The 19,459-nt window shown below is 62.9% G+C and carries 21 protein-coding genes and 1 riboswitch; of the genes, 7 read left to right on the forward strand and 14 right to left on the reverse strand.

The features are described from left to right. Positions 1-40: 40 nt before the first annotated feature. From ACN0X7_RS05835 to ACN0X7_RS05845, 3 genes are all read right to left on the reverse strand, one after another. Positions 41-1,246: a cytochrome P450 gene (locus ACN0X7_RS05835; protein ID WP_417515074.1), complete on the reverse strand. Its 1,206-nt coding sequence runs from the start codon at positions 1,244-1,246 to the stop codon at positions 41-43. Between the two features lie 3 nt (positions 1,247-1,249). Beyond that, the gene (locus ACN0X7_RS05840) at positions 1,250-1,447 is read right to left on the reverse strand and encodes a ferredoxin (RefSeq protein ID WP_417515076.1); all 198 of its coding nucleotides are present in this window, start codon (positions 1,445-1,447) and stop codon (positions 1,250-1,252) included. A 63-nt stretch (positions 1,448-1,510) separates the two neighbouring features. Further along, a complete protein-coding gene (locus ACN0X7_RS05845) occupies positions 1,511-2,314 on the reverse strand; it encodes an enoyl-CoA hydratase/isomerase family protein (protein ID WP_417515078.1) in 804 nt (267 codons plus the stop codon). Between the two features lie 72 nt (positions 2,315-2,386). Between ACN0X7_RS05845 and ACN0X7_RS05850 the strand changes: the two genes are divergently transcribed. Further along, positions 2,387-3,259, forward strand: coding sequence for an alpha/beta fold hydrolase (locus ACN0X7_RS05850; protein ID WP_417515080.1), 873 nt, complete (start codon positions 2,387-2,389; stop codon positions 3,257-3,259). Between the two features lie 210 nt (positions 3,260-3,469). Then, positions 3,470-3,627: riboswitch (FMN riboswitch) on the forward strand. A 119-nt stretch (positions 3,628-3,746) separates the two neighbouring features. After that, positions 3,747-4,424: a 3,4-dihydroxy-2-butanone-4-phosphate synthase gene (gene ribB, locus ACN0X7_RS05855; RefSeq protein ID WP_417515082.1), complete on the forward strand. Its 678-nt coding sequence runs from the start codon at positions 3,747-3,749 to the stop codon at positions 4,422-4,424. Here the strand turns inward: ribB and ACN0X7_RS05860 are convergent. Continuing rightward, positions 4,421-5,038 carry an Asp/Glu racemase gene (locus ACN0X7_RS05860; RefSeq protein ID WP_417515084.1) on the reverse strand — a complete coding sequence of 206 codons (618 nt, stop codon included), beginning with the start codon at positions 5,036-5,038 and terminating at the stop codon, positions 4,421-4,423. The genes ribB and ACN0X7_RS05860 overlap by 4 nt on opposite strands. A gap of 32 nt (positions 5,039-5,070) precedes the next feature. Between ACN0X7_RS05860 and ACN0X7_RS05865 the strand changes: the two genes are divergently transcribed. The 3 genes from ACN0X7_RS05865 to ACN0X7_RS05875 are packed head-to-tail and all read left to right on the forward strand — an operon-like array spanning position 5,071 to position 7,580. After that, positions 5,071-5,952, forward strand: a complete 882-nt coding sequence (locus ACN0X7_RS05865; RefSeq protein WP_417515086.1) for a DMT family transporter — start codon at positions 5,071-5,073, stop codon at positions 5,950-5,952. A 12-nt stretch (positions 5,953-5,964) separates the two neighbouring features. Further along, positions 5,965-6,759 carry a class I SAM-dependent methyltransferase gene (locus ACN0X7_RS05870; protein WP_417515088.1) on the forward strand — a complete coding sequence of 265 codons (795 nt, stop codon included), beginning with the start codon at positions 5,965-5,967 and terminating at the stop codon, positions 6,757-6,759. Next, positions 6,741-7,580 (forward strand): TauD/TfdA dioxygenase family protein, encoded by an 840-nt coding sequence (locus ACN0X7_RS05875; RefSeq protein WP_417515090.1) that lies wholly within the window; start codon positions 6,741-6,743, stop codon positions 7,578-7,580. The genes ACN0X7_RS05870 and ACN0X7_RS05875 overlap by 19 nt, the downstream gene beginning before the upstream one ends. Here ACN0X7_RS05875 and ACN0X7_RS05880 read toward each other — a convergent pair. The 9 genes from ACN0X7_RS05880 to ACN0X7_RS05920 form a co-directional block, all read right to left on the reverse strand. Beyond that, positions 7,558-8,607 carry a VanZ family protein gene (locus tag ACN0X7_RS05880; protein WP_417515092.1) on the reverse strand — a complete coding sequence of 350 codons (1,050 nt, stop codon included), beginning with the start codon at positions 8,605-8,607 and terminating at the stop codon, positions 7,558-7,560. The genes ACN0X7_RS05875 and ACN0X7_RS05880 overlap by 23 nt on opposite strands. A gap of 4 nt (positions 8,608-8,611) precedes the next feature. Then, positions 8,612-9,814, reverse strand: a complete 1,203-nt coding sequence (locus ACN0X7_RS05885) for a glycosyltransferase family 4 protein (protein ID WP_417515094.1) — start codon at positions 9,812-9,814, stop codon at positions 8,612-8,614. Between the two features lie 133 nt (positions 9,815-9,947). Beyond that, on the reverse strand, positions 9,948-10,520 hold the full coding sequence (locus ACN0X7_RS05890; RefSeq protein WP_417515096.1) for a hypothetical protein: 573 nt from the start codon (positions 10,518-10,520) through the stop codon (positions 9,948-9,950). Positions 10,521-10,614: 94 nt separating this feature from the next. Then, positions 10,615-11,181: a hypothetical protein gene (locus ACN0X7_RS05895; protein ID WP_417515098.1), complete on the reverse strand. Its 567-nt coding sequence runs from the start codon at positions 11,179-11,181 to the stop codon at positions 10,615-10,617. 165 nt (positions 11,182-11,346) lie between these two features. Continuing rightward, on the reverse strand, positions 11,347-11,991 hold the full coding sequence (locus ACN0X7_RS05900; RefSeq protein ID WP_417515100.1) for a hypothetical protein: 645 nt from the start codon (positions 11,989-11,991) through the stop codon (positions 11,347-11,349). A gap of 110 nt (positions 11,992-12,101) precedes the next feature. Then, positions 12,102-12,368: a hypothetical protein gene (locus ACN0X7_RS05905; RefSeq protein WP_417515101.1), complete on the reverse strand. Its 267-nt coding sequence runs from the start codon at positions 12,366-12,368 to the stop codon at positions 12,102-12,104. Between the two features lie 42 nt (positions 12,369-12,410). Further along, entirely contained in the window at positions 12,411-12,626 is a 216-nt protein-coding gene (locus ACN0X7_RS05910; protein WP_417515103.1) for a hypothetical protein, read from the reverse strand. Positions 12,627-12,715: 89 nt separating this feature from the next. Next, positions 12,716-14,074 carry an HlyD family type I secretion periplasmic adaptor subunit gene (locus ACN0X7_RS05915; protein WP_417515105.1) on the reverse strand — a complete coding sequence of 453 codons (1,359 nt, stop codon included), beginning with the start codon at positions 14,072-14,074 and terminating at the stop codon, positions 12,716-12,718. Further along, positions 14,071-15,768 carry a type I secretion system permease/ATPase gene (locus tag ACN0X7_RS05920; protein WP_417515107.1) on the reverse strand — a complete coding sequence of 566 codons (1,698 nt, stop codon included), beginning with the start codon at positions 15,766-15,768 and terminating at the stop codon, positions 14,071-14,073. The genes ACN0X7_RS05915 and ACN0X7_RS05920 overlap by 4 nt, the downstream gene beginning before the upstream one ends. 214 nt (positions 15,769-15,982) lie before the next feature. On the opposite strand from ACN0X7_RS05920, the gene ACN0X7_RS05925 reads away from it, so the two are divergent. Both ACN0X7_RS05925 and ACN0X7_RS05930 read left to right on the forward strand, forming a co-directional pair. Next, positions 15,983-17,380 carry an L-serine ammonia-lyase gene (locus ACN0X7_RS05925; protein ID WP_417515109.1) on the forward strand — a complete coding sequence of 466 codons (1,398 nt, stop codon included), beginning with the start codon at positions 15,983-15,985 and terminating at the stop codon, positions 17,378-17,380. Between the two features lie 71 nt (positions 17,381-17,451). Next, positions 17,452-17,862 (forward strand): DUF805 domain-containing protein, encoded by a 411-nt coding sequence (locus tag ACN0X7_RS05930; RefSeq protein ID WP_417515111.1) that lies wholly within the window; start codon positions 17,452-17,454, stop codon positions 17,860-17,862. Positions 17,863-17,880: 18 nt separating this feature from the next. Here the strand turns inward: ACN0X7_RS05930 and ACN0X7_RS05935 are convergent, their stop codons facing one another. Next, on the reverse strand, positions 17,881-19,428 hold the full coding sequence (locus tag ACN0X7_RS05935; protein ID WP_417515113.1) for an AMP-binding protein: 1,548 nt from the start codon (positions 19,426-19,428) through the stop codon (positions 17,881-17,883). Between the last annotated feature and the right edge of the window lie 31 nt (positions 19,429-19,459).

Genomic DNA, 19,459 nt, shown 5'->3' on the forward strand with positions numbered 1-19,459 from the left:
CCCCATACATTTGGCCGTTTCAATCCAAAGCTGGCAAACCCTAGAACCGCACCGGCACCGTGCGCGGGCCGCGGACCTGGCCGCCGGCCCATGTGACCTTCTCCGGATCGGACAGTTCGAATTCCGGCATCCGCTCGAACCAGACCCGCAGCGCGACGTCCATTTCCATACGGGCCAGGTTTGAGCCAGCGCAGCGGTGAATGCCCGCACCGAAGGCGATATGGCGGTTCTTCTGGCGGTCGATGACCACCTTGTCCGCATCCTCGAACATGTCCGGATCGTGGCAGGCACCGGGAAAGTTCATCAGAACCTTGTCGCCTTCCTTGATGGTGACGCCCTTGTATTCGATGTCCTCGGTCGCGACGCGCGCCATGGTGACCGGCGCGTAATAGCGCAGCATTTCCTCGATGGCTGTCGGGAACAGGCTGTGGTCTGCGGAAAGACGCTTGCGGTCGTCTTCATGGGCCGCAAAGTGCCAGAGCGCGGCGCCGATGGAACTCCAGGTCGTGTCGATCCCGGCGACCAGCAGCAGGTTGCACATGGACACGATCTGGTTGTCGTCCAGCTTCCGGCCATCGACCTCGGACAGGATCAGCTTCGAGATCAGATCCTCGTCGCCCATGTTCTTCCGGCGATCGGCCACGGTCTCGAAGAAGAAGTCACGGATCACCACGCGATATTTCATGCGCAGGTCGATATCTGTCAGGCCGAACTCCAGCACATTGCGCACCCACTGGGTGAACTCGTCGGTACGGTTCGGATCGATCCCCAGCATGTGCCCGATCACGCGCGGCGGGATCTGTTGCGCGTAGTCGGCGGCAGCATCGGCCTTGCCGGTGTTGTGGAAGCGGTTGATCAGGTCATGGCACAGGTCTTCGGTGAACTGGCGGTGCTTGGCAACCGCCTTGACCGTGAAGAAGGGCAGGATCGCACGGCGATAGGCGTTCTGCTGCGGCGGGTCTGCAGTGATGGGCGGCGCGCCGCCATCGGCACCGCGTTCCTCGTCGGAAATATCCATGGGCGGCACGACGATGGGGTCCTTGGACGACAGCGCCGGCACCATGCCGACGAACGCCTGCAGATCCTCGAACTTCGTCGGCAACCAGGATCCCTCCATCCGCTCGGTATGGGCGATGGGACACTTGTCGCGAAGCTCGGCCCAGACCTCGGTCGGATTCTCGACATAATGCTTGTCGAAGATGTCGTAGTCGGTGGCCCAGTCGGTGACGGGCTTGCGTTCCTGCATGACCTATTCCTCCACGATTTCGATGGCGAATTCAGGGCAGTTGTCGATGGCGAGCTTCGCATCGTCCTTCATGTCGTCAGGCACCACGCCTCCGTTTGCCGCCGATGCATTGCCAACGTCGTCAACCTCGAACAGGTCCGGTGCCACGGCGTAGCAGCGATTGTGTCCCTGGCACTTGTCAGGATTAACCCGAATTTTCATGCGATCTCTCCCCTGTCACGCGCGCAGCATACCTCAAACGCGCACAATTCTGAATTCATATTCTTATTTCATGGCATCCCAGTCGTACAGGCGCGGTTCCTTCTCCACGAACCGGCGCACGGCCTCCTTGTGGAAATCGGTCGTGAACATCAGCGCCTGACCGTTGGCTTCGGCATCGACCAGATCGCGATAGCTCATCTCGTAGGATCCGTTGACCGTGCGCTTGGTGATCGCCATGGCGGCCTTCGATCCCTTCGCCAGGCGTGCGGCGAAACTCTCGGCCGCGCCCATCAGGTCCGCCGAGGCATAGATCGAATGCACGATCCCCATGTCCTTCGCCTCGTCCGCATCGAAGCTGCGGGCCGTGTACATCAGCTCTTTCGCGGTCGCCATGCCGACAATGCGCGGCAGCGTGTACAGCACGCCCAGGTCAGGCATCAGGCCGATCCGACCGAACACACAACAGAACCGCGCCTTCGGGCTGGCCATCACGAAATCCGCCAGCAGACAGAAGGACAGGCCGCCGCCGAAGGCCAGACCATCGACCGCGGCGATCACCGGGCAGTCCATGTTGTAGAGCCGCTCGACCCACTCATGCGCAGACACCAGCCGGTTCCGCGACGCATGCGCATCGAACGTGCGGTTCACCATGCCCTTCACGTTGCCGCCGGCCGAGAACGCCCTGCCTTCGCCGGCCATGATCAGCGCCCGCACGTCCGGATTGCCCTGTACGCGGTCCACCAGCGTGTTGAAGTCGCTGTTCAGGTCGTCTGTCAGCGGGTTCATGATCTCCGGACAAGTCATGGTCCAGATCGCCACGCCATTGTCCGCCAGCTCGAACTTCGAGGCTTTCCACTGTTCGGTCATCGTCTATCCTCCCCTTCGCGATCTCGGCTGCCTGCAGTATGAAGGAAGTCGAGACGCTTTGGGGAGACAAACATGAGCAACTGGCGTGAGAGCGCGCCCGACTGGTTTATCCAGGCGGTCGACAGCCCGTGGGAGCAACGCTTTGCGGAAAGCGGCGGCGCGAAGATTCACTATCGGGTGCGCGGCGAGGAAGGCGCGCCCGGCATCGTGCTCTGTCACGGCAATGCGGCGCACAGCGGCTGGTGGGATTTCATCGCGCCTGCGCTGGCCGAAGACTACCGCGTCGCGGCGCTGGACTTCGCGGGCATGGGCGATTCGGAAGAACGGCAGCTGGTGACACCTGACGGGTTCGCCAACGACATCGTCGCCGTCATCAGGGACATGGGTTTCGACAGCCCGCCGCTGCTGATCGGGCACAGTTTCGGGGGCGGCATGTCGATGCGTGTCGCCGTCGATCATCCCGACCTGATCCGGGGCCTCGTGATGGTGGATTCGCCGGTCTACCGCCCCGACACCGACCGCCCCGGCCCGCCCCGCGTCGCCAAGCGCGCCTACCCGTCGATGGAGATCGCGCTGGAGCGGTTCCGGCTAATCCCGGAACAGCCGGTCGTCACGCCCTACGCGGTCGCCTACATCGCCGAGACCGGCGTCATGGAAACCCGCAAGGGCTGGACCTGGAAGGCGCGCACCAACATCTTTGGCCACCCCGCGTTCGCCAAGCATTTCTGGGAGGAGCAAGCAGGTTACTTCCCGCGTATCGAGATTCCGGCGACCAAGCTCTGGGGCAGTCTCAGCGCACTGTGCACGCCCGAGACGATGGCCTTCATGCAGGAGATCGCGCCGTCGCACGTGACGTTCGTCGAGATGGAAGACGCCTATCACCACCTGCTGCTCGACCGCCCGCAGGAAACGATCAGGGTGCTGAAGGAAATCGCGGCGACGTAGAGAAACGTCATCCCCGTCAGCGCATCGCGCTGCGCGGGGATCGGGCTGAACCAGCCACTTCCTGAAACCGATCCCCGTGTTTGCTGCGCAAAACGGGGATGACACTTTCACCGGCATGCAATGTCGTGATGTCGAAAGCGCAGTTGACGAAAACGCTCTGTCGCATCATTTCTGGGGCGCGGCTTTCGAGTCGCGAAATTCGAATAGGTGACGCTTTCTCAGGGCAGGGTGAAATTCCTGACCGGCGGTAACGGGGTTCGCCCCGAAGCCCGCGAGCGCCTCGGCGGTTCTTCGGAACCGCCTTGGGTCAAGCAGATCTGGTGAAATTCCAGAGCCGACGGTTAAAGTCCGGATGGGAGAGAGAGCGATGCAAGCCACACCGCAAGGCGTGGTGCGCGTTGAATGCAGCCGTCTGTCGGCTGTACGCCCTGAGCATGAGTCTCCGCAATGACATCTGCGGGAGGACAACATGCAGACCGAGACTTCAATGAGAAATTCCATAGGCCACGAGTCCCTGCTGGCGCAGTTCGGCACACCCGTCGAGCGCGTCGAGAAGGCGCTTGAAGCCTTCCGGCTGGGCAACGGCGTGCTGGTGGTCGATGACGAGGACCGGGAGAACGAAGGCGATCTGATCTTCGCCGCCGAAACCGTCAGCGAGCGGCAGATGGCGACGCTGATCCGGGAATGCAGCGGCATCGTCTGCCTGCCGATGCGGGGCGACCTGCTCGACCGCCTCGACCTGCCGCCGATGGTCGCCGACAACACCTCGTCGATGGGCACCGCCTTCACGGTCTCCATCGAGGCCCGCGAAGGCGTGACGACCGGCGTTTCGGCCACGGATCGGGTGACGACGGTCCGGGCAGCCATCGCGCCACAGGCCCGCGCTGCCGATCTGGCACGTCCGGGGCACATCTTCCCGTTGCGAGCGTCGGAAGGCGGCGTGCTGGCCCGGCGCGGCCACACGGAAGCCAGCGTCGACCTGGCCACGATGGCCGGGTTCAAGCCCGCCGCGGTGCTGTGCGAAGTCACAAACCCGGATGGCACCATGGCGCGCCTGCCGGAGATCTGCGCCTTCGGAAGGGCCAATGGCTATCCCGTGCTGTCGATCGAGGATCTGGTGGCCTATCGCCTGCAGGACTCAGCTGAGATGAAACGCGCGGGTTAGCCCTTCATCCGCGCGAAGACCGCGCCCGGCGACGTCAGCACCTTGCGCTGGCAGAGCCGGGCGGCGGGTGCCATCGACGCCTGTGCCAATGCGATCGCATCGAAGCCGGAATCGAGCGCGGCCGCCCGATCGGCAATCGCCTGAAAATAACCGTCGGCATCGCCCGCCCTGAACTTTTCCCAGGCACCTGCAACGTGCACCATCTCGATGGAGGCTCGCGGGTTCATCTGCTCTGCGACGCGCTCGAACAGATCGCGGGTCGGCCCCTCTGTCGTTTCGACCGCGAACAGCACCGCGACACGGGATGCCCCTTTCACCGCCGCCTCTGCCAGCGCCCTGTCGACACGGACCACGTCCATCCCCTCGGCGCTCAGATCGTCTGCGCCGGGCCCGATGGTCGAACATGTGCACACCAGCGCACCGGTCAGTTCCCGACGCATCGCATCTGCGGAACGCTGCCGGATTTCATCCGTCAGGCCACCGGCATCTTCAGCGGCCCTCAGCAGGTCCGCCCGCACGACATGACGCATCGACCGACCAAATCCCGCCGCCTGCGCCGCCGCATCGAACACCGCGACATTGCTTTCGGCGGTATGAAATAGGACAAGTGTCATTCGATCTCTCTCCAGAAGGCTCGGGCGACAGAATGACGGCGAACCGCTCCCGCGCAACCCTGATCGGCATCGGTGCCATCCTGCTCTGGGCATTACTGGCGCTGTTCACCGCCGCGACGGGCGACGTCCCGCCCCTGCAGCTGACAGCGATGAGTTTCCTCGTCGCCTTCGTCATTGCGCTGGGCATCTGGATCGCGCGTGGCGAGAACCCGCTGCGCAGACTCCGGCATCCGGCGGGTGCCTGGATTCTGGGTGTCGCCGGGCTGTTCGGCTATCACGCCATGTACTTCGTGGCGCTGCGCAACGCGCCGGTCGTGGATGCCAGCCTGATTGCCTATCTCTGGCCCCTGCTGATCGTGCTGTTTTCGGCACTGCTTCCGGGCGAGCGGTTGCGCTGGTTTCATGTCCTCGGCGCGCTGTCGGGGTTTGCCGGGGCTGTCCTGATCGTTGCAGCCAAGGGGGTCAGCTTTGCCAGCCTGTCATCGGGCTATTTCGCCGCCATGGCCTGCGCCCTGATCTGGTCGGGGTATTCGGTCCTGAACCGGCGCTACAAGAATGTCCCGACGGACGCGGTCGGCGGATTCTGCGGTGTGACGGCCATCCTCGCCTTCGTTCTGCACCTCATGCTGGAGCAGACGGTCTGGCCGGACGGCATCCTGGAATGGCTGTCCGTGCTCGCGCTGGGCCTCGGCCCGGTCGGCGGTGCGTTCTTCCTCTGGGATCACGGCACCAAGCACGGCGACATCCGGGTGCTGGGCGCCGCCGCCTATCTGGCACCGCTGCTGTCGACCATCGTGCTGGTTCTGGCGGGCAAGGCGATGCTGACATGGATCATCGCAATCGCCTGTCTGCTGATCACCGGCGGCGCGCTGCTGGCGGCCAAGGAAATGCTGCGGCCCCGTCTGAAAACATGATAAAAAAGCGTCATGTGGCGTCCTGACATCGTCGATCTTGGCCAGTTCTATCAAAGCCATCTGGGGCAGGTGACAAGCCGTCATCTGACAACGGACATCCGGGCGTTCTGGCCGAACGTGTCCGGACAGCGCGTGCTGGGCATCGGCTATGCCACACCGTTCCTGCGCCCTTATCTGGACGAGGCCGAACGCGTGGTCGCGCTGATGCCCGCCAATCAGGGTGTCCGGTTCTGGCCACGCGAGGGGCCGAACCGCGTGCTGCTGGCCGACGAACTGGAACTGCCGCTGACCGACCAGAGTTTCGAACGCATCCTGGTCGTGCACGCCCTTGAGACCAGCGAGACCGTGCGCCCGTTCCTGCGCGAGATCTGGCGAGTGCTGAACGCCGGCGGCAGCGCCCTGTTCATCGTGCCCAACCGGCGCGGCCTGTGGAGCCGGGCGGAGGCAACACCCTTCGGACACGGCCATCCCTATTCGCAGGGGCAGATGATCCGTCTGCTGCGGTCGAGCATGTTTCAGTCCGATCGCGTGGAAAGCGGATTGCATTTTCCGCCGGTCGGCTGGCGCCCGATCCTGCGGGCCAGCCGGGTGATGGAACGGGTCGGCACCCGGCTCTGGCCCGGGTTTGCCGGCGTGACCATGATCGAGGCACAGAAACAGATCTACGCGGCCACGCCCATTGCCGAACCGAAACGGCGCAGGCGCAGAAGCACTGCCAGGGCTGGTGTTGCCGCCTCGGCGCGAAGCGAATATGCCAGAGAGGCACAGAAGAACGCGGGAGAGACCCCATGCAGACTCGCGACCTGACCCCGGTCATCGGCACGGAGATCTCGGGCATCGACGTGAGCGCCCTCGAAGATGCCGACTTCGCCCGGATCCGGCAGGCCTGGCTGGACCGCTGTCTGATCGTTATCCGGGACCAGCACCTGACACCCGAACAGCTCTGCGATTTCAGCCGCCGCTTCGGCGAACTGGAACCGCCGCCCGCGAGCGAGGCCCGCAAGCGCGACGAAGAAGCCGCCGAGATGTGGGTGATCTCCAACGTGGTCGAGAACGGCAAGCCCATCGGCGCGCTCGGCAGCGGTGAGGCCGAATGGCACACGGACATGTCCTACATCCCTGCCCCGCCCTCGGCCTCGGTGCTGTATGGCCGCGAGGTCGTGACCGATGGCGGCAACACATGGTTCGGCAACATGTACGTCGCGCTGGAAGAATTGCCGGCTGACCTGCGCGATGCGATTGCGGGGCGTCAGGTCAACCATGATTCCACCTACACGTCGGCAGGCGATCTGCGCAAGGGCATGTCTGAGGTGGTCGATGTGACCAGGGCCCCCGGCGCCCGCCACCAGATCATCCGCAAGCATCCCGTCACCGGTCGCGACGCCCTTTATCTGGGGCGCCGGACCAACGGCTGGGTGGTCGGCCTGGATGTCGAGGCAAGCGACCGGCTGCTGGACGATCTGTGGGCCTGGTGCACACAGGACCGGTTCACCTACGCGCACACCTGGTCACCGGACGATCTGCTGGTGTGGGACAATCGCTCCACCATTCACCGCCGCGAGTCCTTCGACGCCTCCGCGCGCCGGGTGATGTGGCGCTGTCAGGTCAGGGACGAAATCGCGGCCTGAGAACAGGTATCCGAAGCAGCACCCAGGACAGGCCGAAACCGGCCGTCGCGCTGACGCTGTTCAGCATCAGGTCGAACCCGGCGGGGGCCCGGTTGGGGCTGTAGAGCTGCAGCATCTCGCACAGACATGCGTAGCCGACCGCAAGCAGCCATATCCCGACCGTGGAAGACCGTCCGCGCGCCAGTCCGATCGCGAAGCCGACGCCGAGGAACATGATCACATGACCCAGCTTGGCGATGGAGAACATGTTGCTGGATACGGCGGCGGTCTTCTCCTGCACCGTCGCGGTTTCACTGGCCACCAGATCCACAGCCTTGACCGCGACCGCCCCGGCCGCAGCAGTGGTGTCCGCAGGCAGCACGCTGAGGATCAGGACGGGCGCACAGACCAGCCACGCCAGTCCGGTCAGCCATCGCCCCCGGCGAACGCGCCGCCAGACCCACCAGCTTGCGCCAAGTCCGAGCGCGATCCATCCGGCCAGAAGCGCGTTCAGCGCCGCGCGGAAACCATGCGCCTCCCGCATCGGGGTAGCCGTCAGGCTGTAGACCTTCAGCGTTCCGGTCGCCTTCAGCAGTTCGAGACGCGCGGTGAGCGCCGAGGCCTCGCGGTCGCTGCGGAAGATCTCGGTGAACGTCCACCTGACGGGATTGCCCTTCAACAGGGCGACGACATGCGGCAGGTCCCAGATGTGGCGGCCCTGCGGGTCGCTGCGCAGAAAGACGATCCGCCCCCGGTGCCAGGCGCGACCGCCGGGTACGATGTCGAAACCCTCGGCGACGGCTGTCAGACGAATGAACTGCATATCGGGATCCAGCGGCACCGGAAACTCACGCCGCGCGATTCCATCCGGCGCGTCATTGGTCAGAACCACGCCCCCGGCCGGCAGCACCGACACCGTGCCGCCTGCGACGGCGTACCGGTCCAGCACGAAGAAATTCAGGACTGTCAGCAAGGTCAACAGCACCGCCGCTGCGATCAGGACCGGGCCAAGGATGTCCGGCTGCCGTGCCGCGACCGCCCGCGCCAAGGCGCTACCTTCCTTCGAAAAGCTGGTCGTAGGCGGCCAGCAGCCTCGGCACCTCGTGATCCCAGCTCAGGACGTCGACCACGCGCTGACGCCCGACGCGGCCCATTTCCGCCCGCTTCTCCGGATCGGCGAGCAGTTCCAGGATCTTGGCCGCCAGGTCCTTCGGATCGTTCTTCGCCGCATAGAGCGAGGCGTCCTGCGCCGAGAAGCGTCCCTCGGTCAGGTCGAACTGCACGATGGGTTTGCCCAGCGCCATATATTCCACGATCTTGTTCATCGTGGACTTGTCGTTCATCTCGTTCCAGGTGTCGGGATTTACGCAGACCTCCGCCGTGTTCAGCATCTCCAGCAGTTCCTGATCCGGCGCGCGACCGGTGAAGGTCACGAAGTCGGCGATATCGAGATCGATGGCCATCCGTTTCAGCTCGTCCAGCTCGGGCCCGCCGCCGACCAGCCCGAACTGAATGTCCGTGCGGCCCAGATCGTGAACGATGTGGCGGACGGCTTCCAGCAACAGGTCCAGCCCCTCCTGCGCGCCCATCACGCCGACATAGCCGACCAGATACGCCCGGCCCTTCTTCAGTTCCGGCACGGGGTCGATGATCCGCATGCGCTCCAGCGACGGACCGGACCGCACGACATGGACACGGTCCGGGTCCATGCCGCCGCGCTCGATGGCGATCTTCCTGTAGCTCTCGTTCGTGGCGATCGAGACGTCGGCGGTGCGGAAGGTCCAGCGCTCCCACGCCAGCATCACCCTGTAGAAGAAGTCGCGCCGTCCGAACTTGGCTTCATAGAGTTCCGGATTGATGTCGTGGTGATCGAACAGGAACTTCCGGCGGAACAGCAGTTTGAAGAACCCGCCGATCAGAAAGATGTTGTCGGGCGGGTTGCAGGCGTGGATCGCATCGAAGCCCCGCGTCAGGAAGACCCGCCACGCCAGCACGAACTCCCAGAACAGCGCCGCCGAATATTCGACCGCATAGCCCTTCGCTCCCTTGGCATCCAGCGGCAGGTTGTGGCGATAGATATGGATGCCGTCGATCAGTTCGTATTTCTGCTCGTAGCCCTTGCCGGTCGGGCAGATGATCGAGACCTCATAGCCATGCTGCTGCAACGTCGTCGCTTCCTGCCAGACGCGCCGGTCGAACGGACTCGGCAGGTTCTCGACGATGAACAATACACGGCGTGTCTTCGGCGCAGTCATTCCGGGGTTCTTCCCTCAAACGGATCCTGCAAGAGACCTAGCCTCATTGCGCACGCGGGGAAAGTGTTCCGGTTCGGTTGCCGAATGGACAGCCCGACCGATCCCACCGCACGGACTGCCAAACGATCAATCATCACCCCATAACGAATATGATGATCAGGAACAGATAATAGTAGAGTGGCACGATCAGCACGGCCACCAGCACATATCGATACAGAAAGCCGTAAGGCCATAGCCTGGGGCCGTTGGGCATGAACCATCTGAACGAACAGAGCAGAAGAGCCGTCACCACATGAAAACCGATCGCAAGCGCTTCATTCAAGTTCGGGGACTCAAAAGGCCGCGCTCGCGCATAGAAGAACTCGACGACCGGTTCACCCGGCAGGCTCCAGTCGTATAACCCCACCAGAACGAGCGGGCCCATGACGATGATGAACCCGGCCAGCAGCGCCTTGTCGAAGCGATGCCAGGGTCGGAATTTTGGATAGTCGAGAAGAACGGCGAAGATCCCGGCGGTCGTCAGGACCGCCCAGGCCAGCGGAATCAGATACCAGAACCCCGGACGCTCGTGAAATGGCGTAGGAAATCTTTCATGTGGAAATGCGCTGCTTAACACCGCATGGAGTGCAAAGGACAAGAGCAGCACTGATGCGAGCCCAGCCGCAAAGCGCAGCACAGCGAAAAGAACCCGCAGCCAGAACGACATCAATCGGCCTCCCGATGCTGCCAACAGCCATGATCAACCCGGCGTGGCATGAACAGCAAACCTGACAATACCGGTAAAAATATATATTTACCGGTTATCGACCCATGACGAAAATGATGGTCAGGTAAAGATAGCTATAGAGAAGTACAACCAGCACGGCCACCAGCACGTATCGATACAGAAAGCCGTAGGGCCAGAGCCTGGGACCATTGGGCATGAACCATCTGAACGAACAGAGCAGAAGAGCCGTCACCACATGAAAACCGATCGCAAGCGCGTGATTGAGGCTGGCAGATTCAAAAAATCGCACCCGTGCGCGAAAGAAGGACACGACCGGTTCACCCGGCAGGCTCCAGTCGTATAACCCCACCAGAACGAGCGGGCCCATGACGATGATGAACCCGGCCAGCAGCGCTTTGTCGAAGCGATGCCAGGGTCGGAATTTTGGATAGTCGAGAATGACCGCGAAAACGAATGAGGTCGTCAGGACCGCCCAGGCCAGAGGGATCAGATACCAGAGCCCGGGCCATTCAACATATGGCCTGGGTGGAAAAGGTTTCTCCAACTCCGGCAGGTCAGAAAGGTAGTGCACAAGCATCGACGCCGCGAATGCGAAGAACAGGAAGATCAGGAACCGCAGCGTCGCAACCAACTTGCCCATCCACGCAATGTCATGAACCGTCAACGAGGATAAAAACATGACTACTTTGGAACAAAATGAATATCAACCCGGAATTTATCCGGAAATATATCACGCGAATCCGCGATCATATACCTGAGAAAGGATACATGAGCGCGAATGAAAAAACTCAGGTGCCGGATGAGGTTAGCCCTCAGATGATGGCGGAGTTTGAGGCTCTGTTCGATCGGTGGGCAAGTTCGTTTCCGACGTGTGATCTTCTTGAGATGGGGACAGGAGACCTGCCAGCCCTAGCGGGTGCGTGTCTGGATTGGGCGCGAACCGCAGCAACGCCCCAGCAAGAGAATTCCGGGGAATGATGGCGACCTTTTCGCCCATCTCGATCAAGAGGTCGGTTGCGTCCACGATCTCGCGATATTTTGTATGGAACTCAGATGTGTCCCATCGTGTTTCGGGGAATTTGAGGTCGCCTTTCGCTTTGGTTACAAGAAATTCAACAATCAGGTCTTCCTGATCCAGCGGCCCAAACGCATTGTGTGCGAGCATATTGCGCCAGACCGCTTGATCTTTGATCTTGTTCAATCGTTTCTGGAAGTGGGTGCGTTGATCATTATCCAGGAACGGAGCGACTGATACCGTGGTCTTTGCGATATAGATCTTGTCGGCAAATTTCAGGTTTGCGCAGATGATTGCTTCGGCCATCTGTTCAAGTTTGAGGGCTTTGCCGATCAGGGAGTTGAGTTGGAGTTCCATGCCAGCCCAGTGATAGAAATACGTGCCCACTTGGCGGCAGGCTTCGGGCAGATGCTGCATTTCATAGCTGAGAGTCATGTCTGACAAATCCGATGATGAGAAACGAGACGAAGTGTTGAGGCGGATGCTTGAGACGCCGCCGAAGCCGCACAAGCCTATCAACCCGGATGGCCGGGACAAACCGCCGTCTAAGGAAGACTGAGAACTATGGCAACCACAGCCGCAATAGCAGCAATCATCGCCGCGATCGCCGCCGTCCATGCGGCGTTTTTCGCGCTTCGTGCGATGCGCCTTTGTTCAAAGCTGTCCGCATCATTGCGGGATGCTTCTTGACTGCGGAGCCATTCTTGAGCGGCTACGAGGTTTCTGCCCGCATATGCCTTCATCACTATGCGCTTGCGCACAGCTTCCTCGCCTAGTTCATCGAACTTTAACCAGATTTCCGGATCGCTCATTGCTTCCTCCGACGCCATCGTAAGAAGCGGCGCGCTTTCTGCCTAGGCAGCTTGGGCTTCGTCAGTCCGCCGATAGGTCAGGCGCTTGCCGCCGATGCCCTTGAGGGTCTGCATGGCGCGTTCCTGATCGGTGACCTTGCGGGTCGACGGCGACTTCGGACCCAGGACGCAGAAGCGCGCCCGCGATACGCTTGCCAGGTTCGGCAGCCAGCCGCTGATCGGCGAAACGGCGCGCGCCCTTGACGACGAAAAGGACAACACACCCGGTTTCAGCGGTTCAGACGTCGCGGCGCCCGATTTTCCGACAGCGTTCCCGGTGTGAGGCGGACATCCGGCTCACTTCACGCTCAACTCTCCCGCATGGCGCGGCGCAGCGAAATGCGGATGGGTTCCAGCAGATATTGAAGCGGCGTCTGTTCGCCGGTGACGATCATGACCTCGGCGGCCATGCCGGGCTGAAGCTCCGCGCCCTCAGGCAGCGGCGACAGGTCCGACAGCTCGATCCGCGCGACGTAGAAGGACTCGCCGGTGCGCTCGTCGGTCAGCGCATCCGCCGATACGGTCCGGACGACACCGTCCAGAATGGGGTTCTCCGCGATCTTGAAGGCCGAGATCCGTACCTGCGCGGGCAGCCCCGCGTGCACGACATCGATGTCTCCCGGCAGGACGCGCGCCTCCACGGTCAGCCCACCCGCCGCCGGGACAATATCCAGCAGCGGCTGGCCGGGCGAGATCACGCCGCCGGTCGTGTTCACCTGAATGTTGACGACAATGCCGCGTACCGGAGAGACCACCGCGGTCCGCCGGATGACGTCATCGGCGGCGGACAGCCGGTCCCGCAGATCGGCGATTTCACCCTGCACCTGCTGCAACTGGCCGACGACCTCGTTCAGGAAGCGGGTGCGCACGTCCAGGATGGTCAGCTCGGTCTCGCCGATCTGCTGCTGCGCCCGGGCGATGGCCGCCTTGTTGCGCGCCAGATCGCCATTCAGGTTCGCCTGCTGGCGCTGCAGTTCCAGAAGCTGCGGCTTCCGGGCCAGCCCCTTCTCCACCAGGCTGGAAAGCCCCCTCTCCTCCTCACCGATCAGGTCGAGTTGGCGGTTCAGGGCGACAACCTCCTCGCGCAGCCCGGTGATCTCGGAACGCAACTGGGCAATGCGCTGACGGTTGATGCTGGTCTGGCTGTCCAGGAAATTGCGGCGTTCCTCGAACACCGTCATCTCGCCTTCCAGCAGTGACAGACGTTCTTCCTCGTCGGGGATCATGCGGTCGATCTCCGCCGGAAACGCCACGCCGTCAGCCCCGTCACGTTCTGCGGCCAGTCGTGCGCGCGTCACCAGCGCAGCCCCCATCCGGCCGCGCAGCAGATTCACGTCCGAGCGCGCGCGGATGTCGTCCAGAACGATCAGCACCTCACCCTGCTCGACGACCTGTCCTTCCTTCACCGGGATCTCGCGCACGATTCCGCCTTCCAGATGCTGGATGGTCTTGCGACGGCCGTCGACCGTCACCGTCCCCTGCGCGATCGCCGCGCTTTTCAGCGGCACGAAGGTGGCCCATCCGCCAAGTCCCAGGAAGAATGCGGCGATGATCAGCCCGCCGATCAGGGTCAGACGCCCGATCCCCAGTTTCGGATCGCGGTCCAGCGGGCCGGGTTCGGGTGCTGCGCCCCTCGCCGGTTCGATCTGCCCGAGCGCCATGCTCATGGCTTCGGCTCAGCCGGATGAACCTGCCGGATCGCCGGTTTCTGCGCGGCGGTCCCGAACTTGGCCATGACCTCCTTGGCGTCGCCGAAATCGCTGACCTGGCCGTTCTGCATCACCATGATCATGTCGACGGCCGACAGCAGGCTGGGTTTGTGAGAGATCAGCAGGATGGTGTGGCCCGCCTGTTTCAGGTCGGTCACCGCCTTGACCAGCGCATCCTCGCCCTCGGCGTCCAGATTGGCGTTCGGTTCGTCGAGCACGATCAGGCGCGGTCGCCGGAAGACGGCCCGGGCCAGCCCGATACGCTGCCGCTGGCCGCCCGAGAGCGCGGCACCGCGTTCGCCGATCGGCGTCTCATAGGCCTGCGGCAGTTTCAGGATCATGTCGTGCACGCCTGCCAGCTGGGCTGCCTCGATGACCTCGGCATCCTCGGCTTCGCCCAGGCGCGCGATGTTCTCTTTCACGGTGCCGTCGAACAGTTCGATGTCCTGCGGCAGATATCCGACATGCCGCCCGCGATCCAGCGGGTCCCAGACCGAGACATCCGCGTTGTCCAGCCGTATCGCACCACGCTGCGGCATGCGTGTGCCGACAATGGCCCGCGCGAGGGTGGTCTTGCCGGAACCGGTCGGCCCGATGATCCCGACAGCCGTCCCCGCAGGGATGCGGAAACTGATACCGCGCAGGATGGGTTCGGCGGCCCCCTTGGGCTGATAGATCACGCCATCGGCGACCAGTTCGCCCTTGGGTTCGGGCAGGTGTGTCCCCTCACCCAGGGCCGGGCGGTTCGCGAGCAGATCCTTCAGACGACGCCAGGCCGCCTGTGCGTTCACCAGCCCCTGCCAGGCCGAGATCGCCTGTTCGACAGGGGCGAGCGCGCGCGACATCATGATCGAGGCGGCAATCATCATGCCCGGGGTCAGTTCGCCACGCAGCACCAGCCAGGCCCCCGCCCCCAGAATGACCGACTGCAGCAGCAGCCTGAGCCCCTTCGCCGACGCGCCCAGCATGCCCGACCGCCCGCCCGCGCGCAGTTGCAGCATCCGCCAGCGTTCCGCCGAGTCGTCGATGCGGCGGGCCAGCGCCGGCATCATCGCCATTGCGGCAATGACATCGGCATTGCGCACCGCGGCGTCGGCGGCGTTGAAGGTCTTCGAAGAAGCACCCGACGCCTGCTGCAGGGCCTTGCGTGTCACCAGTTCATTCGCCAGCGCAATCAGGAACAGGATCACCGCGCCGGCGGTCGCGATGATGCCCAGCAAGGGATGCATGATGAACAGGATCAGCAGGAAGAAGGGCGCGATCGGCGCATCGAACAGCGGAAAAATCGCCGGAGACGCCAGATAGCTGCGCACGGCGGTGACATCGCGCAGGCCCTGCGCCGATGCGGCCTCGCCGTTCAGCGCGTTCGCGATGCCGCCGGCCAGTGCCGGTCCGAAAAGCTTCCGGTCGAGCCAGACGCCAACCCGCTGCGCCACCAGCGTCCGCAGTCCCTCCAGCAAGGCAAAGACGCCCAGCGCCAGCACCAGCATGGCCGAGATCGCAATCAGCGTATCGACATTGCCCGTATTGATGACCCGGTCGTAGATCTGCAGCATGTAAAGCGGGCCGGCCAGCATCAGCAGGCTGGTACAGACACTGAAAACGCCGATCACCACGAAGCTCTTCACGAAGACGGATCGCGTCTGTTCCATCAGTGACGGCTGTTGTGACACGGTTTTTTCTGCGGCTCCTGATTAGGATCTGTCGTGCGCTTTGATCGGGAAAACCTGAATAGCACACGCAGAAAGTGGTTAACATGTCGTTTTCCCGTGCCTTCTCCGACGCAGATTTCGCGTCAGGGAAATGCGCCAGCGGCTACAAGTCGGTGGCGACACGACGTCCGGAGAACATGAAAGGGAAACAGACATGGCGATCAGCGTATTCGATCTGTTCAAGGTCGGTATCGGGCCATCCAGTTCCCATACGGTCGGGCCGATGTGGGCGGCCCATCGGTTTCTCAGCCGGTTGCAGGATCACGGCGTTCTGGACCTGGTCGCACGCATCCGCGTTGACCTTTACGGATCGCTGGCGCTGACGGGTCTGGGCCACGCGACCGACAAGGCATTGATTCTGGGACTGGCCGGCGAGATCCCCGACACCGTCAGGCCCGAAACCGCGGACACGCTGGTCTTCAACGTCCGCCAATACAAAAAACTGCTCCTGAACGGCGGTCGCGAGATCGATTTCGATCCCCGCACCGATCTCGACTTTCTGGTCAACGAGATGCTGCCGGAACATCCCAACGGCATGATCTTCCACGCCTTCGATGTCGACGGCGCGAAGCTGGCGGAGGAGACGCTGTTCTCGGTCGGGGGCGGCTTCGTGCAGGATCAGGCCGAGATGCAGGGCGACGCGCCGCCTCTGGCCGGACACAACGTCAAGGTGCCCTACGAGTTCGCCAGCGCGGCGGAACTGCTGGCGCACTGTCTGGCAGACGACATTCCCATCTCGGAAGCCATGCGGCTGAACGAACGCGCCCTCAACCCCGATGGTGCCGTGCGCGAGCGGCTGGTGGGCATCTGGAACATCATGGAGGACGCGATCGAGCGCGGCTGCCGCGAAGGCGGTCTGCTGCCCGGTGCCCTGAAAGTGCGCCGCCGCGCCAAGGCGATCCGCGAGAGCCTGATCGAAAAGCCGGAAGCTTCACTCCGCGATCCGCTGACCGTGATGGACTGGATCAACCTCTACGCATTGGCCGTGAACGAGGAGAATGCTGCGGGCGGGCGCGTCGTGACGGCACCGACGAACGGCGCGGCGGGCGTCATTCCCGCCGTCCTCGCCTATTACGTCCGCTTCGTGCCGGGCGCGAATGACGAAGGCATCGCACGGTTCCTGCTGACGGCCGCCGCCATCGGCGCGCTCTACAAGATGAATGCCTCGATCTCGGCGGCCGAGGTCGGATGCCAGGGCGAGGTGGGTGTTGCCTGTTCGATGGCCGCCGGCGCGCTGACCGAAGTCCTGGGCGGCAACGTCAAGCAGGTGGAGAACGCCGCTGAGATCGGCATGGAGCACAATCTGGGCCTGACCTGCGATCCCATCGGCGGCCTGGTGCAGGTGCCCTGCATCGAACGCAACACCATGGGCGCGGTAAAGGCGATCAACGCCGCACGGCTGGCGCTGAAGGGCGACGGCGAACACTTCGTCAGCCTGGATCAGGTCATCGACACCATGCGCGAGACCGGGCGCGACATGATGGCGACCTACAAGGAGACCTCGAAAGGCGGACTTGCGCTGCAGATCCCGGTAACCGTGCCGGAATGCTGACGCGCACCGCAGGTTGCAAAACCCCGGAAAGCGCGTAGCATTTTCGCTCTGTCTCGATTCAGGAGGTCACGATGAACTGGTATCTGATGGCTTGGAAGAAGTTCGCGGTCTTCAGCGGACGTTCGCGTCGGAAGGAATACTGGATGTTCGTGCTGATCAATTTGATCATCAGCTTCATCCTGACCTTCATCGACCGGATGCTGGGATTCGGCACCATCGACCCCAACGGTGTCCCGACACAGCCGATCCTCAGTTCGATCTATTCGCTTGCCATACTGGTCCCGTCGATTGCCGTGACCGTGCGGCGTCTGCACGACATCGGAAAATCCGGCTGGTGGATCCTGATCGGCCTGATCCCGCTGATTGGTATGGTCGTCCTGATCGTCTTCGCCTGCTTCGACAGCGAGGAAGGCGACAACAGGTTCGGCCCCAACCCGAAGACCGGTGCCCCGCAGCCCGGATCGGGTCCGCTGCCTGTCTGACGCCGGGAGGAAGCCGGATCAGATGATCCGGCTGTCCTTCTTGCCCCAGTAACGGTCCTTCAGCAGGCGCTTGTAGAGCTTGCCGTTGGCGTGGCGCGGCAGTTCGTCCATGAAGTCGATGCTTTTCGGTGTCTTGATGGCGCTGAGTTCGGCGCGGCACCAGGCGATCAGCTTCTCCGCCATTGCGTCGCCCGCGTGCGTGGTGTTCTTCAGTTGCACCACACCCTTGACGGCCTCGCCGAAATCCTTGTCCGGAACGCCGATGACCGCCGCATCCATCACGTCAGGATGGGTGATCAGCCGGTCCTCGATCTCCTGGGGATAGATGTTCACGCCGCCGGAGATGATCATGAACGCCTTGCGGTCAGTCAGGTGCAGGAAGCCATCGTCGGTCAGATATCCGATGTCACCGAGTGTCGTCCAGCCTTTGGAATTCCGGCTTTCGGCAGTCTTCTGCGCGTCATTGTGGTAGGCAAAGGCGGGTCCGTTGGCGAAGAAGATCTGACCGATCTCGCCCTGCGGCACCTCGATCTCGGGATTGTCCTGATCCATGATCTTCAGCTCACCGACGATCGCGCGCCCGACGGTGCCCGGATGCGCGAGCCATTCCTGCGGATTGGCGGCGACGAAGCCCGAACCTTCCGTGCCCGCGTAATATTCGTAGATCACCGGTCCCCACCAGTCCATCATCGCCTGCTTGACCTCGACAGGGCACGGCGCGGCGGCGTGGATGGCCACCTTCATCGACGACACATCGTATTTTGCGCGGACCTCCTCGGGCAGTTTCATGAAGCGCACGAACATGGTCGGCACCCACTGGCTGTGGGTGACCCGGTGCTCCTCGATCAGTTGCAGTGCCCGTTCCGGGTCGAAGCGTTCCATGATGATCGTCGTCGCGCCCACCCGGTTCATCAGCAGGTTGTAGCGCAGCGGGGCCGCGTGATAGAGCGGCGCGGGCGAGAGGTAGATGGTCTCCTCGCTGATGCCGTAGAGCGCCATGATCGCCTGCATCGACGGGCGCACCTCGCCCAGTTTCCGGTTCTCCAGATCGATCTTGATGCCCTTCGGTCGTCCGGTCGTGCCGGATGAGTAGAGCATGTCGTGCCCTTCCCATTCATCGGCGATGGGCGTGTCCGGCATGTCGGCGATGGCGGCGTCCCAGTCCTCGAATCCCTCGATCGGGTCACCGACCATCAGGCAGGTATGGATATTCGGCGTCTGGACCGGCACGTCCTTCGCGACATCCGCCTTTGCGACCGACGAGATGAAGACCTGTGCCGCGCAGTCGTTGACGATATAGGCGACTTCCGGTGCGGTCAGGTACGACGACGTGCACGCGTAGTAGAGCCCGGCGCGATGCGCCGCCCAGCAGATCTCAAGGAAGTGCCGGTTGTTCTCCATGCAGATCGCGATGGCGTCGCCGTGCTGCAAACCCAGAGACCGGAAATAGTGCGCGCCCTTGTTCGACCGCCTGTCCAGATCGCCATGGGTCACCACCTCACCGGTGGATGCCATGATGTAGGCCGGTTTGTCGGGCCGCTCGGCACCGTTGATCCCTGGATGCATATTCTGGTCTCCTCCCCTGTAACGTCGCGCT

This window comes from Minwuia sp. (genome assembly GCF_048263705.1).
Lineage (GTDB): Bacteria > Pseudomonadota > Alphaproteobacteria > Minwuiales > Minwuiaceae > Minwuia.

Coding starts and splice junctions, on each gene's coding strand:
- ACN0X7_RS05835 (WP_417515074.1), bottom strand. CDS start 1,246: ATGCAGGAACGCAAGCCCGTCACCGACTGGGCCACCGACTACGACATC.
- ACN0X7_RS05840 (WP_417515076.1), bottom strand. CDS start 1,447: ATGAAAATTCGGGTTAATCCTGACAAGTGCCAGGGACACAATCGCTGC.
- ACN0X7_RS05845 (WP_417515078.1), bottom strand. CDS start 2,314: ATGACCGAACAGTGGAAAGCCTCGAAGTTCGAGCTGGCGGACAATGGC.
- ACN0X7_RS05850 (WP_417515080.1), top strand. CDS start 2,387: ATGAGCAACTGGCGTGAGAGCGCGCCCGACTGGTTTATCCAGGCGGTC.
- ribB (WP_417515082.1), top strand. CDS start 3,747: ATGAGAAATTCCATAGGCCACGAGTCCCTGCTGGCGCAGTTCGGCACA.
- ACN0X7_RS05860 (WP_417515084.1), bottom strand. CDS start 5,038: ATGACACTTGTCCTATTTCATACCGCCGAAAGCAATGTCGCGGTGTTC.
- ACN0X7_RS05865 (WP_417515086.1), top strand. CDS start 5,071: ATGACGGCGAACCGCTCCCGCGCAACCCTGATCGGCATCGGTGCCATC.
- ACN0X7_RS05870 (WP_417515088.1), top strand. CDS start 5,965: ATGTGGCGTCCTGACATCGTCGATCTTGGCCAGTTCTATCAAAGCCAT.
- ACN0X7_RS05875 (WP_417515090.1), top strand. CDS start 6,741: ATGCAGACTCGCGACCTGACCCCGGTCATCGGCACGGAGATCTCGGGC.
- ACN0X7_RS05885 (WP_417515094.1), bottom strand. CDS start 9,814: ATGACTGCGCCGAAGACACGCCGTGTATTGTTCATCGTCGAGAACCTG.
- ACN0X7_RS05890 (WP_417515096.1), bottom strand. CDS start 10,520: ATGTCGTTCTGGCTGCGGGTTCTTTTCGCTGTGCTGCGCTTTGCGGCT.
- ACN0X7_RS05895 (WP_417515098.1), bottom strand. CDS start 11,181: ATGGGCAAGTTGGTTGCGACGCTGCGGTTCCTGATCTTCCTGTTCTTC.
- ACN0X7_RS05900 (WP_417515100.1), bottom strand. CDS start 11,991: ATGACTCTCAGCTATGAAATGCAGCATCTGCCCGAAGCCTGCCGCCAA.
- ACN0X7_RS05905 (WP_417515101.1), bottom strand. CDS start 12,368: ATGAGCGATCCGGAAATCTGGTTAAAGTTCGATGAACTAGGCGAGGAA.
- ACN0X7_RS05915 (WP_417515105.1), bottom strand. CDS start 14,074: ATGAGCATGGCGCTCGGGCAGATCGAACCGGCGAGGGGCGCAGCACCC.
- ACN0X7_RS05920 (WP_417515107.1), bottom strand. CDS start 15,768: ATGGAACAGACGCGATCCGTCTTCGTGAAGAGCTTCGTGGTGATCGGC.
- ACN0X7_RS05925 (WP_417515109.1), top strand. CDS start 15,983: ATGGCGATCAGCGTATTCGATCTGTTCAAGGTCGGTATCGGGCCATCC.
- ACN0X7_RS05930 (WP_417515111.1), top strand. CDS start 17,452: ATGAACTGGTATCTGATGGCTTGGAAGAAGTTCGCGGTCTTCAGCGGA.
- ACN0X7_RS05935 (WP_417515113.1), bottom strand. CDS start 19,428: ATGCATCCAGGGATCAACGGTGCCGAGCGGCCCGACAAACCGGCCTAC.